The 15,738-nt window shown below is 70.4% G+C and carries 14 protein-coding genes; 9 read left to right on the top strand and 5 right to left on the bottom strand.

Going from position 1 to position 15,738, the window contains the following annotated elements; all coding sequences use genetic code 11:
* Positions 1 to 13: 13 nt before the first annotated feature.
* Positions 14 to 586 (top strand): cob(I)yrinic acid a,c-diamide adenosyltransferase, encoded by a 573-nt coding sequence (locus FHR04_RS04640; RefSeq protein WP_139401188.1) that lies wholly within the window; start codon positions 14 to 16, stop codon positions 584 to 586.
* A 9-nt stretch (positions 587 to 595) separates the two neighbouring features.
* Here FHR04_RS04640 and pdxR read toward each other — a convergent pair whose 3' ends face one another.
* A complete protein-coding gene (gene pdxR, locus FHR04_RS04635; protein WP_139401186.1) occupies positions 596 to 2,068 on the bottom strand; it encodes a MocR-like pyridoxine biosynthesis transcription factor PdxR in 1,473 nt (490 codons plus the stop codon).
* A 17-nt stretch (positions 2,069 to 2,085) separates the two neighbouring features.
* On the opposite strand from pdxR, the gene FHR04_RS04630 reads away from it, so the two are divergent.
* The 4 genes from FHR04_RS04630 to FHR04_RS04615 all read left to right on the top strand — a co-directional run bounded on the left by FHR04_RS04630 (position 2,086) and on the right by FHR04_RS04615 (position 6,804).
* Positions 2,086 to 2,730 carry a pyridoxamine 5'-phosphate oxidase family protein gene (locus tag FHR04_RS04630; RefSeq protein WP_139401184.1) on the top strand — a complete coding sequence of 215 codons (645 nt, stop codon included), beginning with the start codon at positions 2,086 to 2,088 and terminating at the stop codon, positions 2,728 to 2,730.
* Positions 2,727 to 3,605, top strand: coding sequence for a DMT family transporter (locus tag FHR04_RS04625; protein WP_139401182.1), 879 nt, complete (start codon positions 2,727 to 2,729; stop codon positions 3,603 to 3,605). The genes FHR04_RS04630 and FHR04_RS04625 overlap by 4 nt, the downstream gene beginning before the upstream one ends.
* A gap of 84 nt (positions 3,606 to 3,689) precedes the next feature.
* Positions 3,690 to 4,952, top strand: a complete 1,263-nt coding sequence (locus tag FHR04_RS04620; protein WP_139401180.1) for an aspartate aminotransferase family protein — start codon at positions 3,690 to 3,692, stop codon at positions 4,950 to 4,952.
* A 157-nt stretch (positions 4,953 to 5,109) separates the two neighbouring features.
* The gene (locus tag FHR04_RS04615) at positions 5,110 to 6,804 is read left to right on the top strand and encodes a VanW family protein (protein ID WP_139401178.1); all 1,695 of its coding nucleotides are present in this window, start codon (positions 5,110 to 5,112) and stop codon (positions 6,802 to 6,804) included.
* 75 nt (positions 6,805 to 6,879) lie between these two features.
* On the opposite strand, the gene FHR04_RS04610 is transcribed toward FHR04_RS04615, so the two are convergent.
* Complete coding sequence (locus tag FHR04_RS04610; protein ID WP_139401176.1) at positions 6,880 to 7,248, bottom strand: hypothetical protein; 369 nt, start codon at positions 7,246 to 7,248, stop codon at positions 6,880 to 6,882.
* A 146-nt stretch (positions 7,249 to 7,394) separates the two neighbouring features.
* Between FHR04_RS04610 and FHR04_RS04605 the strand changes: the two genes are divergently transcribed.
* The 3 genes from FHR04_RS04605 (at position 7,395) to FHR04_RS04595 (ending at position 10,597) form a co-directional block, all read left to right on the top strand.
* Positions 7,395 to 8,243 carry a tetratricopeptide repeat protein gene (locus FHR04_RS04605; protein ID WP_139401174.1) on the top strand — a complete coding sequence of 283 codons (849 nt, stop codon included), beginning with the start codon at positions 7,395 to 7,397 and terminating at the stop codon, positions 8,241 to 8,243.
* A gap of 70 nt (positions 8,244 to 8,313) precedes the next feature.
* Positions 8,314 to 9,792 (top strand): NAD(P)H-hydrate dehydratase, encoded by a 1,479-nt coding sequence (locus tag FHR04_RS04600; protein ID WP_139401173.1) that lies wholly within the window; start codon positions 8,314 to 8,316, stop codon positions 9,790 to 9,792.
* Positions 9,793 to 9,859: 67 nt separating this feature from the next.
* Entirely contained in the window at positions 9,860 to 10,597 is a 738-nt protein-coding gene (locus FHR04_RS04595) for a DUF4388 domain-containing protein (RefSeq protein WP_052195435.1), read from the top strand.
* Between the two features lie 66 nt (positions 10,598 to 10,663).
* Here FHR04_RS04595 and FHR04_RS04590 read toward each other — a convergent pair whose 3' ends face one another.
* Entirely contained in the window at positions 10,664 to 12,346 is a 1,683-nt protein-coding gene (locus FHR04_RS04590; protein WP_139401171.1) for a chloride channel protein, read from the bottom strand.
* A gap of 206 nt (positions 12,347 to 12,552) precedes the next feature.
* Between FHR04_RS04590 and sodA the strand changes: the two genes are divergently transcribed.
* Positions 12,553 to 13,176, top strand: coding sequence for a superoxide dismutase [Mn] (sodA, locus tag FHR04_RS04585; protein WP_139401169.1), 624 nt, complete (start codon positions 12,553 to 12,555; stop codon positions 13,174 to 13,176).
* A gap of 102 nt (positions 13,177 to 13,278) precedes the next feature.
* Here the strand turns inward: sodA and serA are convergent, their stop codons facing one another.
* Both serA and aat read right to left on the bottom strand, forming a co-directional pair.
* Entirely contained in the window at positions 13,279 to 14,907 is a 1,629-nt protein-coding gene (gene serA, locus FHR04_RS04580) for a phosphoglycerate dehydrogenase (RefSeq protein WP_139401167.1), read from the bottom strand.
* A 203-nt stretch (positions 14,908 to 15,110) separates the two neighbouring features.
* Entirely contained in the window at positions 15,111 to 15,731 is a 621-nt protein-coding gene (gene aat / locus FHR04_RS04575; RefSeq protein ID WP_139401165.1) for a leucyl/phenylalanyl-tRNA--protein transferase, read from the bottom strand.
* Positions 15,732 to 15,738: the final 7 nt, after the last annotated feature.

The raw sequence follows: 15,738 nt of genomic DNA, 5'->3' as shown, positions 1-15,738 counted from the left end.
CTACCCTGTGCCTATGAAGCTCTACACCAAGACAGGCGACGGCGGCACCACCGGACTGTACGGCGCGGATCGCGTGAGCAAGACGCACCCGCGCGTGGAAGCCTACGGCACGGTGGACGAATTGAACAGCGCCATCGGTCTGGCCCGCGCCCACAACACCCGCAGCCACAAGCCCGACGCCGCGCTGGACCAGGATCTGGAATACCTGCAAAACGCCCTGTTCGATCTGGGCGCGGACCTTGCCACCCGGCCCGGCACCACCTACGAGAAGAAGATCAGCCGCATCGACGCCCAGGACTCCGCGTTTCTGGAAGCCATGATCGACCGCTATCAGGAGGCCGCGCCGCCCTTCACCGGCTTCGTCCACCCCGGTGGCACGCCCGCCGCCGCCACCCTGCACATCGCCCGCACGGTGGCCCGCCGCGCCGAACGAGAGGTGATCCGCCTGCTGGAAGTGGAGGAGGCCAACCGCGAGGTGCAGATCTACCTGAACCGTTTATCGGACCTGCTGTTCGTGATGGCGCGCGCGGCCAATCAGGCGGCGGGCATCGAGGAACACGCCTGGCTGGTCAAGGGACGGCGCTAGGCTTCAGGTCTAGCCCCCGCCCAGGATCACCCGCACAATCTCCTGTGCCCCCGCCTGTGCCTGCTGAATGGTCAGCCCGCCGTAGCCCAGCAGCAGGGCGTTGGGCACGGCCCCGGCGAAGGTGTAGGTGTCCAGTGTGGAGACGTGAACACCGCGCCTGGACAGTTCGGCGGCCACGGCCCGCGCGTCCAGCGGCGGCGACAGGAACAGGCAGACGTGCAGCCCGGCCTCGATGCCGCCCAGCGTGGCGTGCGGAGCCAATGGTTCCAGAATCTGGGTCAAGACGGCCCGCACTCCCGCGTGCCAGCGGCGCGTGCGGCGGATGTGGCGGTCCAGCTCGCCGGTCTTCAGCAGGTGCAGCAGCGCGTGCTGAACGGGCAGCGGGTGGCCCGAATCCAGCAACGTGCGGGCGCGCACCAGCGCGGGCAGCAGCGCGGGCGGGCAGATCAGGAAGCCGGTGCGCAGGCCCGGCGTCAGCACCTTGGACAGCGTGCCCAGGTATAGGACGCGGCCCTGTGAGTCCAGACTCGCCAGCGTGGGCAGCGGCGGCGCACCGTAGCGGAACTCGCCGTCGTAGTCGTCCTCCACAATCAGGGCGTCATGCCTGGCGGCCCACTCCAGCAGGGCCAGTCGGCGCGGCACGCTCATGCGCCCGCCCAGCGGAAAGCTGTGGCTGGGGGTCACGTAGGCCAGGCGGGCGGGGGGCGTGTCGGCGGTGATCACGGGGCCGTCCACGTCCTGCCCCAGCGGGATCAGGCTGTGTCCGGCGTCCACGATGGCCTGCCGCGCCGCGCGGTAGCCGGTGGCCTCGAACAGCACCCTGGACTGCGGGGGCAGCAGTTTCAGGATCAGGTTCAGCGCCTGCAGGGAACCCGCCGTGACCAGCACCCGCCCAGCCGCCGCGCCCAGCCCGCGTGACCGGGCCACGAGGGCGGCCAGCGCCGCGCGCAGTTCGGGTTCGCCCGCCGGATCGCCGTAGTCGCCGGCCACGTCTGCCCGCGCCGCCGCCGCCCAGGCCTGCCGCCACGCCCGCGTATCCAGCGTGGCCGTCGTCGCCACGCCCACCCGGAAGTGGACGCCTCCGGGGCGCGGGGGGCCGTCCACCGGGGCCGCCTGCGGGGCCACGAACCAGCCGGGGGCGCCGCCCTCGCCTGTCCGGGGCTGGGCGGCCTGCGCCGCGCCTGCCGAAACGCGCGTGCCCCGGCCCACTGCCGCCTCCAGCGTGCCGTCGGCCACCAGTTCGGCGTAGGCGTCGGCCACCACGCCGCGCGTGACGCCCAGTTCGGCGGCCAGCGTGCGCGAGCCGGGCAGCCTCAGCCCAGCGGGAAGCGCGCCCGACAGCGCCGCCACCCGCAACCCCTCGGCCAGTTGGGCGTGCAGAGGCTGGACGCCGTCCCGGTGCAGGGCCAGCGCCACGGGCAGGCTGTCCAGAAGTGGACTGCTCTTTTTGGGCCGAAGTGGAGCTTCGCGGGGGGCCACCATGCGGCTAGTCTACGGCCATGAGCGGCTTCTACGATCCCCGGCAGCGTGACCCCAGCGTCAGCCGCCGCCCGCAGAACCGCCGGGACGACGCCTGGATTCGGGACCTGCTGGCCCGCGTGGGGATCGGACGGGTGGCGACGGTCTGGCAGTCGGGGGACGGGCAGCCCTTCCCCTTCATCACGACGCTGGCCTACGCCTACCGCCCCGAAACGCACGACATCGTGTACCACACCAACATCACCGGGCGGCTGTGGGCCAACACCGGGCAGGGCCACCCGGCCACCTTCGAGGCCATGGAAATCGGCGCTCTCCTGCCCAGCAACTCGCCGCTGGAACTGAGCGTGCAGTACCGCAGCGTCGTGGCCTTCGGCGCGGCTCGCCTGCTGACCGACCGCGAGGAGGCCCGCGAGGCCCTGCGTGTCCTCTCCGAGCGGCTGTTTCCTGACCTGCGCGTCGGCGAGCAGACCCGCCCGATTCTGGACAGCGACCTGGCGCGCACGAGTGTCTACTCGCTGGCGGTGGAACGCTGGAGCGGCAAGGAAAACTGGCAACCGGGGGCAGATCAGACCGACGACTGGCCCGCGCTGACGCCGGAACTGGCCCGTCTGCGTCCGGCCCTTCCCAACCCCGCCGTCCCCGATCCCGCTAGAGTCAGGCCGTGACCCGTCAGGACGCCCTGCAACTGTTTGCGCTCTCCGCCGTGTGGGGCATCTCGTTCCTGCTGATCAAGTGGGGGGGCGAGGTGTTCCCGCCGCTGTGGGTGGCGCTGCTGCGCTGCGTGTTCGGCGCGGCGGTGCTGTGGCTGGCGCTGCGGCTGGGCCGCCACACGCTGCCGCCCGCCCGGTTGTGGAAACCGCTGCTGCTGGTGGCCTTTTTCAACAACGTGGTGCCGTGGACGTTCTTCGCGTGGGGCGAGCTGAGCGTCTCCAGCAATATCGCCGCCATCCTGAACGCCACCACGCCGCTGTTCACGCTGCTGATCAGCCTGGGCGTGCGCGAGATCGCCCCCAGCGCCCGCGTGATCCTGGGCGTGCTGATCGGCCTGGGCGGCGTGGGCCTGACCGTCTTCGGCGGCCTGAGCGGCGGCCACGCCTCGGCCCTGGGCGTCACGGTGCTGGCGGCGGCGGGGCTGGGCTACGCGGTGGCGACGGTGATTGCCAAGCGCACGCTGAACGGCCTGAACCCGGTGGGGCTGGCGACGACTCAGCTCTCGCTGGCCGGATTGATGCTGCTGCCCGCCGCCCTCCTCGGCTCCGCGCCGTCCGCGCTGACCTCGCAGGCCGTGCTGTCCATGCTGTTTCTGGGCGTCTTCGGCAGCGGGTTTGCCTACCTGCTGTATTACGGCCTGCTGTCGCGCATCTCCAGCACGCAGGTGGTGGCGGTCACGTACCTGCTGCCGGTCTGGGGGCTGTTCTGGGGCGCGGTGGCCGGCGAGCGGGTGGGCGTGCTGTCGGTGGTTGGCGTGGGCGTCATCCTGGCCGGGTTGGCGCTGCTGAACCTGCGGCCCAGGCGTGCCCGTCCGCCGGTTCCGGTCTGATTGCCCTTCACCGTGTCCAATCGGCTGGACACCTCACCGATTTTCCCATTTCTGACGCCTACACTGAGGCAAACGGAGGACTGTATGACTGCAACCCCTGAAAGCAAGCCCCACAGCAAGTGGCTGGACGCCGAACTCAAGTACGACAGTGGCGTGTACAACAAGCATGAAGTCGTGATGGTGCGCGGCCTGGGCGCCACGGTCTGGGACGAGAACGGGCGCTCGTACATCGACTGCGTGGCCGGCTACGGCGTCGCCAACATCGGTCACAGCCACCCGGACGTGGTCAAGGCCATCCAGGAGCAGGCGGGCAAGCTGATGATCATGCCCCAGAGCGTGCCCAACGACAAGCGCGCCGAATTCCTGCAGGAACTTGTGGGCGTGCTGCCCCAGGGGCTGGAGCGCGTGTTTCTGTGCAACTCCGGCACCGAGGCGATGGAGGCGGCCAAGAAGTTCGCCATCACCGGCACGGGCCGCCAGCGCTTCGTGAGCATGAAGCGCGGCTTTTCCGGGCGCAGCCTGGGCGCGCTGGCCCTGACCTGGGAACCCAAGTACCGCGAACCCTTCGGCGACGCCGTGGACAACAAGAACGTGGACTTCGTGACCTACGGCAACATCGAGGAACTGCGCGCCGCCGTGACCGATCAGACGGCGGCCGTGATCCTGGAACCCGTGCAGGGCGAGGGCGGCGTGCGCCCCGGCACGATGGAATTCATTCAGGAAGCCCGCCGGATTACCAAAGAGAAGGGCGCGCTCCTGATCATGGACGAGATCCAGACCGGCTTCTGCCGCACCGGCAAGATGTTCGCCACCGAACACTTCGGCGTGACCCCCGACGGCATGACGCTGGCCAAGGCGATGGCCGGGGGCGTGCCCATCGGCGCCTTCGTGATGACCGCCGAGGTGGCCGACCGCATGCCTGCCGGCGGCCACGGCACCACTTTCGGCGGCAACCCGCTGAGCATGGCCGCTGGCATCGCCGCCATCCGCGCCATGAAGCGCGAGGGCATGGCCGAGCAGGCCCGCGAGAAGGGCGCGTACTTCATGGAGCGGCTGCGCGCCATCGACTCGTCCAAGATCCGTGAGGTGCGCGGCATGGGCCTGATGATCGGGGTGGAACTCAAGGAGAAGAGCGCGCCGTACATCACCGCCCTGGAACACGATGAGGGCGTGCTGGCGTTGCAGGCCACGCCGCTGGTGGTGCGTTTCCTGCCGCCGATCACGATCACGAAGGAGCAGATCGACAGCGTGGTGGACGCTTTCACACGGGTGCTGGGCAGCGTCAACCCGCGGGCCGAGCGGCAGGCCGAGCTGGCGGCCCAGGCTGAGGAAAAGCAGAGCGAGTAATCCCCCACTGCTGGGGACTGGAGGTCACGTCCGTAGACGTGGCCTCCAGCCTTTTTGCATGTCCATGTGAGGCGAACGCGCCCGGCGGCGCAAGGACGCGCGGCAGAGTGTGAAAATCCCTCAGACCCTCCACGGTGAAGTTCCTTACACTGAACCCGTGAAGTTCTGGTTGATGGGGGTAACGGCGACGGTGCTGCTGGGCGGGGCACTGGCGATGGGCGTGGCGGCGAGCTCCGACGAGAAGCTGGCGCCGGGCCTGAGTGTGGCGGGCGTGGATGTGGGCGGGCTGACCCGTGAGCAGGCCATCGCCGCCCTCGGCGAGCGCGCCGCCACGCCCCCGCAGGTCACCGTGACCGCCGGGAAGCAGTCGTGGACGCTGGGGGCCGATCAACTGGGCTGGCACGCCGACGCCGAGACCAGCGTGGCCGCCGCCGAGAAGGTCAGCGCCGCCCGCACCCTGCTGGAGCGCGTTCAGGGCATGCTCGGCCAGCCGCAGCCGCAGAACTTTCCGCTGATCGCCGCCGTCGATCCTGCTTTGGCAAAGGCGGCGCTGACCACCCTGACCGCCAGCCTGAACGCGCCGCCCAGGAACGCCGCCGTCGCCTTCGACAAACAGAAGCTCCGGTACGCCGTGACGGTCAGGGACGCGCCGGGCCGCCAGTACGATGCCGCCGCCGCCGCCACGGTCTACGCCGCCGCGCCCACCGCCACCACCCTCCAGATTCCAGTCCGGGAGTCCAGGGCGCAGTACACCGCCGACGTCCTGCAGGGCTACGTGGACCAGGGCAACGCGCTGATGCGGCCGTTCGGGGCGACGCTGGCCGGCACGGCGCGCAAGGGCGTGCTGACGCCGCTGCAGGTGGCCAACCTGTACTGGGTCAGGCCGCAGGGCATCGTGGCCGACGAGGCGGCCATCAAACGCGCCTTCGCCCTGCTGACGGACTTCATCGATCAGCCCGCGCAGAACGCCCGCTTCGCGTTCAAGGGCGACAAGCCGGTCAAGGTGCCCGAGCAGGCGGGGCGCGTGACCCAGCAGTCGGCCTACGCGGCTTTCCGGGCCACGGTGCTGGACCCGGCCAAGACCAGCATGGTGTTCGCCTCCAAGAAGGTGCGGCCGGAGTTGACCGAGGCGCAACTGCCCGACGCCAGCAAGCTGAGCCTGATCCACACCGGGGTCAGCACCTACTACGGCAGCAGCCCCGAGCGCCGCACCAACGTGGCCAATGCCGCCGCCAAGATCAACGGCGCCGTGGTGCCCGTGGGCGGCACCTTCAGCTTTCTGGACGCCCTGGGCGGGATCACCGCCGACAACGGGTTTGTAGGCGGACTGATCATCAGCGGCGGGCGCACGGTGGACGGGCTGGGCGGCGGCGTGTGTCAGGTCAGCACCACCGTGTTCCGCGCGTTATACGGCGCGGGCCTGCCGGTGGAGGAGCGCAACCAGCACAGCTACCGCGTCGGCTACTACGAGCCGCAGGTGGGCTTCGAGGCCGCCGTCTACGATCCGGGTCTGGATCTTAAGTTTGGCAACGACACGGGCGGCCCGCTGCTGATCAGGACCGTCAACGACGACGCGGCCAGCACCCTGGACGTGCAGGTCTGGGGGGTCAAGCAGGCGCGCAAGGTCACGGTCAGTCCCGCCGTGATCCTGTCGCGCACGCCGCACCCGGCCCCCAAATACGTGGTCAATCCCAAACTGCGCCCCGGCACCACCCGGCAGGTGGACTGGGCCGCCGACGGCTTCAGCCTGTACATCACGCGCACCATCAAGGATGCCAGCGGCGTCCGCACCGACAAGACCAGCACGGTCTACAAGCCGTGGCAGGCGGTGTACGAGGTGGGGCCGAGCTGAGAAGCCGCTGCAAAACACGCCCAATAAACGTGGGTCAGAGACAGCCTCTGACCCACGTCTGCATCTCATCCGGCGTTATTTGACGGGTTTGCGGACGGCGGCCATGATCAGCGAGAAGGCGGCGATCACGAACAGGTAGCTGAGCAGGGAGGCGGCGGGGCTGAAATTGGGGTTCAGCACGTCCAGCGAGAACTTGTAGATGGCGAACGGCACCGCCCAGCCCATCGCGAAGTACGCGGCGCGGCGCAGGAAGTCGCGCGCGACGGCGGCCTGCGGAAAGTAGAACATGGGCACCAGCATGGCCGGAATCAGCAGCAGCTGCACCAGATAGAACCAGATCGGCAGGCGGGCAAAGCCGTATTCCAGGCCGCCGAACACGATATTCAGCGCACCGATGACCAGCCCGGTGATCAGGGCGGTGCGGGGGAGAAAGGAAGGATTCACGCCCGCCATGCTGCCACAGTGGGCGGGTGGCAACTGTCCGGTGACCGCTTGCTGGCCAGCCTGACGCGGCGGCGCCGGTCTGCGCGCCGCCCGGAATGCGAAGCCCGCACCCCTCGCCCCGCCTGTTCCGGCCTATCATCGGTGCCGTGTCTGATCCCGTCCGTTCTCGTTCCAGGCCAGCCGAGCCGTCCGCCGCCGATCCCGCCGCCCTGCCCGATCTGGGCGAGGTCATCCGTGCCGGCGAGTGGCGCCGGGCGCTGGCCGTCTCGCGCCTGAACGCGGCGGACCCCAACCTGCAAGAGGCGCTGGAGACAGTGTTCCGTTTTCAGGAAACGGTGCGGGCGCGGCGTTACCCCTCGGCCCGGCGGGCGCTGACCGACTACCGCGAGGCGCTGGCTGGGAGCGGTGACGCCGCCGAACTGAGCGTGCTGCGCCGCGCCGCCGATCCGGACGCCCTGGGCGCGGCGCTGGACGCCCTGACCGCCCACCTGAAGGAGCCGGATCCGGAGGTGCTGGCCGCCGGCCTGGCCCCGGCGCTGGCCCAGCCGCTGACGCGGGCCGAGGCGCTGAACATTCAGGGCGTGTTGCTGGCGTTGCAGGGCGAGAGCGCCGGGGCCAGGGCGCTGTTCGAGACGGCGCTGGAGGCCGATCCAGGCCACTACCGCGCGCTGACCAACCTGGGCAATCTGGACATCGAGAGCGGGGACCATGCGGGGGCCGAGGCCCGTTACCGCGAGGTGATTCGCCTGAATCCCGAGTACGACGGCGGCCACCACAACCTGGGCGTGGCGCTGCGCCGCCAGGGAAAGATGGGCGAGGCGGTGCGCTCGATCCGCCGTGGGCAGCGGCTGGGCATGAAGCGCTCCAAGGAGGACGCCGACGCCGAGGTCAAGGCGCAGTTCGCGGGCAATCCGCTGTTCAGGGGCCTGCGCTGGGTGCTGCTCGCGGTGGTGATTCTGGTGCTGTTCCTGGCCCTGCGCGGCGCGGTGACCTGAAGCCGGCGTCCGGCGACACAGCCGGGCCAGGGCTTGAAGTGACCCACGGGCCGGTGCGCTATAAGCGGGCATGAGCGAATTCATCCTGAGTCCCGAGGGCGCGCGGCGGGTGGACGCCCGTCTGGAGCGTGCCGGGCTGCTGGACCTGACAATGGAGGAGGCCGGGCGCGCGGTGGCTGACGCCGTGCAGGCCTCGTTTCCGGACGGCCCGGTCCTGGTGCTGGCGGGCGGCGGGGCCAACGGGGGCGACGCGCTGGTGGTTGCCCGGCAGCTGCTGGCGCTGGGCCGGACGGTGCGGGTGCTGGCGCAGCCCGGCAAGCATCCGCTGACCCGGCTGAACCGCCGTCGCCTGCGGGCCGTGGGCGGGGAGGTGCGGCCCCTCCAGGTGGCGGCCCTGCGCCGCGCCGCCGCTTCCGCCGGGGTGCTGGTGGACGGTCTGCTGGGCACCGGCTTCGTGCCGCCGCTGCGTCCGGCCCTGGCCGAGCTGATCGGGGCGCTGAACGCTACCCGCCGTGCGGGTGTGCCGGTGCTGTCCATCGACGTGCCCAGTGGGGTAGAGGCTGCGAGCGCGCAGGAGCCGGAGCCCAGCGTGCGCGCCGACGTGACCGTGACCCTGATGGGCCTTAAGACGGCCCTGCTGTTCGGCGAGGCGGCCACGCGGGCGGGCCGGGTGACGCTGGTGCCGCTGCGCGTGCCGCCGGGGTGGGTGCGCGAGGAAGCTTTTGCCACCCGCCCCGACGACGCGGCGGTGGCGGCGCGGCTGCCCGTTCGCACCTCAGGCGCGCACAAGGGCACGGCGGGGCGGGTCTGGATCGTGGGCGGGCATCCCGGCACGGTGGGGGCGGCGGCGCTGGCGGGACTGGGGGCGCTGCGGGCCGGGGCGGGGCTGGTCACGGTGCATTCGCTGGCCGAGGTGCCCCTGGTGACGCCTGAGCTGATGGTTCAGCGGCACGTGGACTGGGATCAGGCCCTGCCCGCGCTGCGGGCGGTGGGTCTGCCGGACGCTGTAGCGCTGGGCATGGGCCTGGGGCCGGAGGCCGTGCGGGTGGCCCGCGAGGTGCTGACCTGGGGCATCCCCACCGTGCTGGACGCCGACGCCCTGCACCCCGAACTGGCCGGTCAAGGCCACCCCGAATGCCTGTGGACCCCGCATCCCGGCGAGGCGGCGCGGCTGCTGGGCACCCGCACGGCAGACGTCACCCGTGATCCGCTGGCCGCGGCGCGGCGCCTGCAGACCCTGCTGGGCGGCACGGTGGTTCTCAAGGGCGGCCCCAGCGTCGTCGCGTCGGCGGGCGCGCTGAGCGTGTCACGCGGCGGGCATCCCGGCATGGCTTCCGGGGGTATGGGGGACACGCTGTCGGGCATTCTGGCGGCGCTGCTGGGACAGGGACTGAGTGCCGCCGACGCCGGTGTGGCCGGGGTGCGGCTGCACGCCCGCGCGGGCGAACGCGCCGCCAGCACGCACGGCTACGGCCTGATCGCCACCGACGTCTCGGATCAGCTGGGCGCGGCGTGGCTGGACCTCGCGGCCGACGCGCCGCCGCCTTGATAAAGCTGGGCGCGGCCCGCAAATGTGTGACTCCGGTAAGACGCCCGGTGCTACGTTGCTCATATTCATGCAGGGACTTCTTGAGGACCTTCCGCTGCTGGGCATTCTGGAGCTGATTCACACCACCCGGCAGACCGGGGTGCTGGACGTTCAGGCCGACGTGCCGTACACCGTCACCTTCGTGTCCGGTGAGATCATCTCGGGCGGGATCCTCGACTGGATGGGGCTGGACGCGCTGTACGCCAGTCCGCTGCTGCCGGACAGCGGCACCTTCGACTTCGCGCGCCGTCCAGTGGCCGGAACGCCGCTGGGGCCGTACGGGCACCTGACCACCGACTGGGCGCGCGTCAGCGACGAGTGGGAAAAGATCTGCGAGGTCATCGGCAGCCCCAGCCGCTGCTTTCAGGGCGACCTGTTCCCCTTTGAGGGCCAGGGCGGCGGCTCGGTGCGCGGCGCAGCCAGGGAGCTGGACATTCCGGTGTTTCAGGCGGCCCAGCTGGTCGTGGGGGCCATGAAGCAGGGGCGGCTGCGGCCCCTGGACCGCTACGAATGGCACCGGCTGAGGCTGCAACCCACCGGGCCGCGCGCCCGGACGCACCCGGTGGCCCGCCACCTGAACGGCAAGCGCACGCTGGGCGAGGCCACCGGGGCGGGCCTGCCCCAGCGCGACGTGCGCGACTATCTGCTGGACGAACTGCGGCTGGGCCTGCGCTTTCCCGGCAGCGGCTGGGTGCTGCGCGATCTGGTCTGGGAGCAGAAACACAGTGCCGTCGCGGCGGACGCTTTGCTGCAGTACCAGCTGTAGCGCTCAAGTCCGGCGGTCCCCAGGAGCCGTGCAGGGTCGGGCACCGGTTTTGCTCAGCTCAGCAGCTCAGGCTCCGGGCAACCTCAGCAGACCCTCCAGCGCGGCATAGGCGTCCGGACGGGCCAGAAAGACCAACTCGTCGTCGGGTGTCAGGCGCACTTCGGGGTGGGGCAGCCGCACCGTGCCGTCACGCACCAGCCCCACCACCTCCACCCCTGGCGGCAGGCTCAGCAGCTTGAGGCGGGCGCCGCGCCAGCTGGGCGGCACGCCCCGGCGGTACAGTTCGCGTTCACTGGAAGGGGGTTCGGTGGGGGTCTCGGCAGCGGCGGCGGGCGGCCCGTCATAGCGGACGGCCGGCGCATCCTGGACAGCCTCCACCGACGGGTCAGGGGCGCGGCGCGGGATGAAGCGCACCGAGTCGGGCAGCTGCGCCAGACCGCCCACCAGCCCCGGCCCGCCCTGATGCACGCCGCTCTGGGCACGGGACTCGACCTGGCCCGGCACCAGGCCGCCGGTGCCGCTCAGGGCGTGGGCCAGCCCGGCGGCCACCAGCGCGCTGGGCAGCAGCGCCTCGCCGCCCCAGGCCACCGCCAGCAGCGCGGCGGCCAGCGGCACGTTCAGGGTCACGGTCAGGTAGGCCACCAGCCCGACCAGGGTAGACAGCGCCGGGTCCACGCCCAGCACGCTGCCCAGCCCCGCGCCCAGCAGCCCGCCCACCCCCACCGAGGGCAACACGCCGCCCCCGAAGGCCAGCCGCGCCCCCAGCGCCAGCAGCAGCCAGCGCCACGCACCCGCCACGCCGCCGTCCGCCCCCACGAAATCCGAGACGCCCAGCTGCACCCAGCCGCTGCCGTCGCCCAGCACGGCGGGGGTGCCGTAAACGGCGACGGCCGCCGTCGTCAGCCCGAACAGTCCGCCCAGCAGCGGGCGCAGGCGGCCACCCGCCCAGCTTTCGGGCACGACGCGCACCGCCAGCAGCGACAGCCACCCGGCCAGCGTGGCGGCCAGCGCCACCCCCAGCAAGGCCGGAAGCTGGGCCGAAGACGGAACTCCCAGCACCGGCACGCTCAGCAGCGGCGTGAAGCCGAAGGCCAGCCCGTACACCGCCGTCCCGGCCACGGCGGCCAGCACGCACGGCATGACCACCTCGAACTCGAATTCGAAGCGGCGGTACAGCACCTCGGCGATCAGGACGGCGGCGGCCAGCGGCGCGTGCAGCACGGCCCCCAGCGCCGCCGCCGCCCCGGCCAGGGTCAGCGTGCGGGTCTCTACTGCGTCCAGCCGCGTGAAGCGGCCCAGCAGCCGCGTGCCCAGTTGTCCGGTGACCGTGAAGGCCGAGTCCCGGCCCACCAGCAGACCCGTACCGTAGGCCAGCACCGTGCCCAGCAGCGTGCGGAACTGAACGAGGGGCGTGGGCCACTGCCCGCGGGCATGGTAGCCGCGCACCAGCTGCCCCAGCGCGTCGCCCGCCGCCGCAGGCACCAGCCAGCTGTACAGCGCTCCCACCACCGGCAACGCCAGCAGGCCCCAGGGCAGCGCGTCCCCGAAGGCCATCAGCAGCCCGCCCTCGCCGGGGGTGCCGGGAGGGGCGTAGCCCGTGATCAGGGCGCCCAGCCCCAGAACCGCCTCCAGCAGCAGGCGCAGCAGAATGCTTAGGCCGCCCACCAGCGCCCCCACCAGCACGCTGAGCACCACCACCCGTCCCGTTTCCAGACGGGTCAGCACGGCGCGGGGCAAGGGGGAACGCATACGCGGCCCATGCTAGAGCAAAGCGGCCCTGGGCGTTTCTGGCTGCCTGCCGGTCAATCTGAACACCCCCTCTCATTTTAGGATCACCTAAAGCTTCATGGTGTTCCGGGAATTGAGGCCGTGGCGTAAGCTGAGGGAGGTTTTTGCGAAGGGAGTGCGCGCACCGTGCGCGTCTCCGGCTTTGCCTTGTAAGGAGAGAGATTGTTATGGCTTACCAAGTTCCCCCCCTGCCCTACGCTTACGACGCCCTGGCCCCCCACATCGACGCCCGCACCATGGAAATCCACCATGACAAGCACCACCAGGCCTACGTGGACAACGCCAACAAGGCGCTGGAAGGCACCGAGTTCGCCGACCTGCCCGTCGAGGAACTGATCACCAGGCTCGACAGCGTGCCCGCCGACAAGAAGACGGCGCTGCGCAACAACGCGGGCGGCCACGCCAACCACAGCCTGTTCTGGACCGTGATGGGCCCGCAGGGCAGCACGCAGCCGGGCGGCGAGCTGATGACCGCCATCAATGACGCCTTCGGTTCCTTCGACGACTTCAAGAAGAAGTTCGAGGACGCCGCCAAGACCCGCTTCGGCAGCGGCTGGGCGTGGCTGGTCGTGCAGAACGGCAAGCTGGCTGTGGTCAGCACCGCCAACCAGGACAGCCCCCTGATGGGCGAGGCCATCTCCGGGACGAGCGGCACCCCGATCCTGGGCGTGGACGTGTGGGAACACGCCTACTACCTGAACTACCAGAACAAGCGTCCCGACTACCTGGAAGCCTTCTGGAACGTCGTCAACTGGGATGAAGTGGCCCGGCGCTACGCCGACGCGAAGTAAACCCGCGAGCCAGAAGTACCCCCCGGCCACACTCGGCCGGGGGGCATTTTTTTGCCAACCGCTTTTTTGCTGGTCGCGGAGGGCTTGAAGCCAGGGCCTGCGCTACACCCGCACGAGGTAGGCGCTGTCGATCACGTCCAGATCGCGGACGGCCCGCAGTTGCTCGGCGCTCAGGCCCTCGTCCAGCGTCAGCGTAAACAGGGCCTCCCCGCCCCGCGCGGCGCGCCCCAACGCCATTCCCGCGATGTTCACGCCCCAGGTGCCCAGCAGCGTGCTGAGCTGCGCCACCGCTCCCGGCTTGTCCTGGTTGCTGGCGATCAGGATGTAGCCTTCGGGTTCCAGCTCCACGCGGTAGTCGCGCAGGCGGGTCAGGCGCGGGCTGCGGCCAAACACCGTGCCGCCCACCGTGCGGGTGCGGGCCTTGTCCGGCCCCTGTGCTGGTCCCTGGGTGCTGACCTTGACGATCACCTCGGTCTGGTAGTCGGGGCTGTCGGTCTGCTCGCGCACCGCCAGATTCAGGCCGCGTTCCTTCGCCAGTGCGCGGGCGTTGATCATGTTGGGGCGCTCGTCGGTGCTGCCCGACAGGTAGCCCACCAGCACGCTGGAGACCACCGGGGCCGGGTCCACCGGGAATTCGCCCCGGAACGTGACCTCGATGTCGTAGGCGCCGGGCAACAGCTGCGCCTGGATGCGGCCCAGTTTCTCGCCCAGGTCCAGGTAACCGCCCAGGGCCTCCAGCGTCTTGGGGTCCAGCGCCGGGGCGTTCACCGCGCCCTTGCTCACGTCGCCGTGCAGGGCGGCCAGCACGCGCGAGACGATTTCGGCGCCCACGCGCTCCTGGGCCTCGCGGGTGTTGGCCCCCAGATGGGCGGTGATGCCCAGATTCGGCGCCCCCAGGAAAATGTGGTCCGCCGTGGGCGGCTCGTCCACGAACACGTCCACCCCGGCCCCGAACAGATGCCCGCTGTGCAGGGCGTCCACCAGCGCCTGCTCTTCGATGATGCCGCCGCGCGCCGCGTTGACCACGATGGCGTCGGGCTTCAGCAGCGCCAGTTCACGCGCGCCGATCATGCCCGTGGTTTCCTCGGTCAGCGGGGTGTGGACGGTCAGGAAGTCCACCTGACCCAGCAGCTCGTCCAGCGAGGCGGCGCGGGTCACGCCCAGGCGCTCGAATTTACTCTCGGGCACGTAGGGATCGTAGGCCACCACGTTCATGCGGAGGCCCTGCGCGCGGTCTGCCACCATGCTGCCGATGCGGCCCAGACCCACGATGCCCAGCGTGCGGTCCTTGAGCTCCAGCCCCAGGAATTTGCGGTCCCATTCGCCCGCGCGGGTCTTGCGGTCACTGCGCGTCAGGCCACGCGCCGCCGCCATCAGGTGCATCACGGCCAGTTCCGCCGCCGACACGTTGTTGCTTTCGGGCGCGTTCAGCACCAGCAGCCCGCGCAGGCTGGCGTACTCCAGATCGATGTTGTCGACGCCCACGCCGCCGCGCCCGATCACCTTCAGGCGCGGCCCGGCGGCGTCGATCAGCTCGCGGTCCACCTTGGTGCGACTCCTCGTGATCAGCGCGTCGTATTCGGGCAGACGGCGCAGCGTTTCACTGCGGTCCATATTGCCCGCGTAGTCGATCTGGAACCCGTCATGGTCCAGAAGGCCGGGGTTCATCTCGTCGCAGATCAGCACGCGCAGCACTTGCGGGGTCCGGTCAGTGGAGGCAGGGGCGCTCATGCCCGCAGGGTAAGCCGCGCGGGAGGGGCGGGGGGCGGTTGATCTAGCCCGTTAGAGCATTGGTCAAAAGTGCTGTTTGCTTTTGACCGAACGGAGTGAGTGAATTTTGCTGAGCAATTGGGAGAATGGAGGCATCAGAAGTCTTTTTTCTGATGCAGCAATTCGGACAAATGCTCTAGTCGCAGAGGACAGAGCCGCGCCCTCTACAACGCCGCGTTCACCTTCAGCGCCGCCGCGAGCAACGGCGCGTACTCCTCGTCCGACACCTCATAGACCCCCAGCGTTTCCAGATGCGGGTTCTGAATCTGGGCGTCCAGCAGCGTGAAACCCCTGGCCCGCACGTGTTCGGCCAGACGAATCACCGCCACCTTGCTGGCATTGGTGACCCGGTGAAACTTGCTCTCGGCGATGAACGCGCCGCCCAGCGCCAGTCCCAGAATGCCCCCGGCCAGCTCGCCGCTCTGCCAGACTTCGAAGGAATGGGCCAGTCCGGTCTGGTGCAAGTGCCCATACAGGTCCGTCAGTTCCGGGCTGATCCACTCGCCGTCGCGCTCTGGCGCCCCTGGCAGGCGGCCCCGGCAGCCCTCCAGGACATCGTCGAACGCGGTGTCCACGCGGACCTCGAAACGCGGCAGTTCGCGGCGCAACCGGCGCGCGATGTGCAGGCCGGCCTCTTCCGTCAACGGGACCAGCGCCCGGCCCGGCACGCTGTACCACTGCACGCCGTCGCCGTTGTCCATTAAGAACGCGCCCCCCGCGTACCCCCTCGCGATTTCGCGGGTCAGCGGGTCAGGATGGCGGAGAAAAGGCGCGGCGCTGGGCATCTCAGGC

It is taken from the genome of Deinococcus radiopugnans ATCC 19172 (genome assembly GCF_006335125.1).
GTDB classification, from domain to species: domain Bacteria; phylum Deinococcota; class Deinococci; order Deinococcales; family Deinococcaceae; genus Deinococcus; species Deinococcus radiopugnans.
Note: the sequence above shows the minus strand (reverse complement) of the source record. Positions and strands in the feature narration are given on the sequence as shown.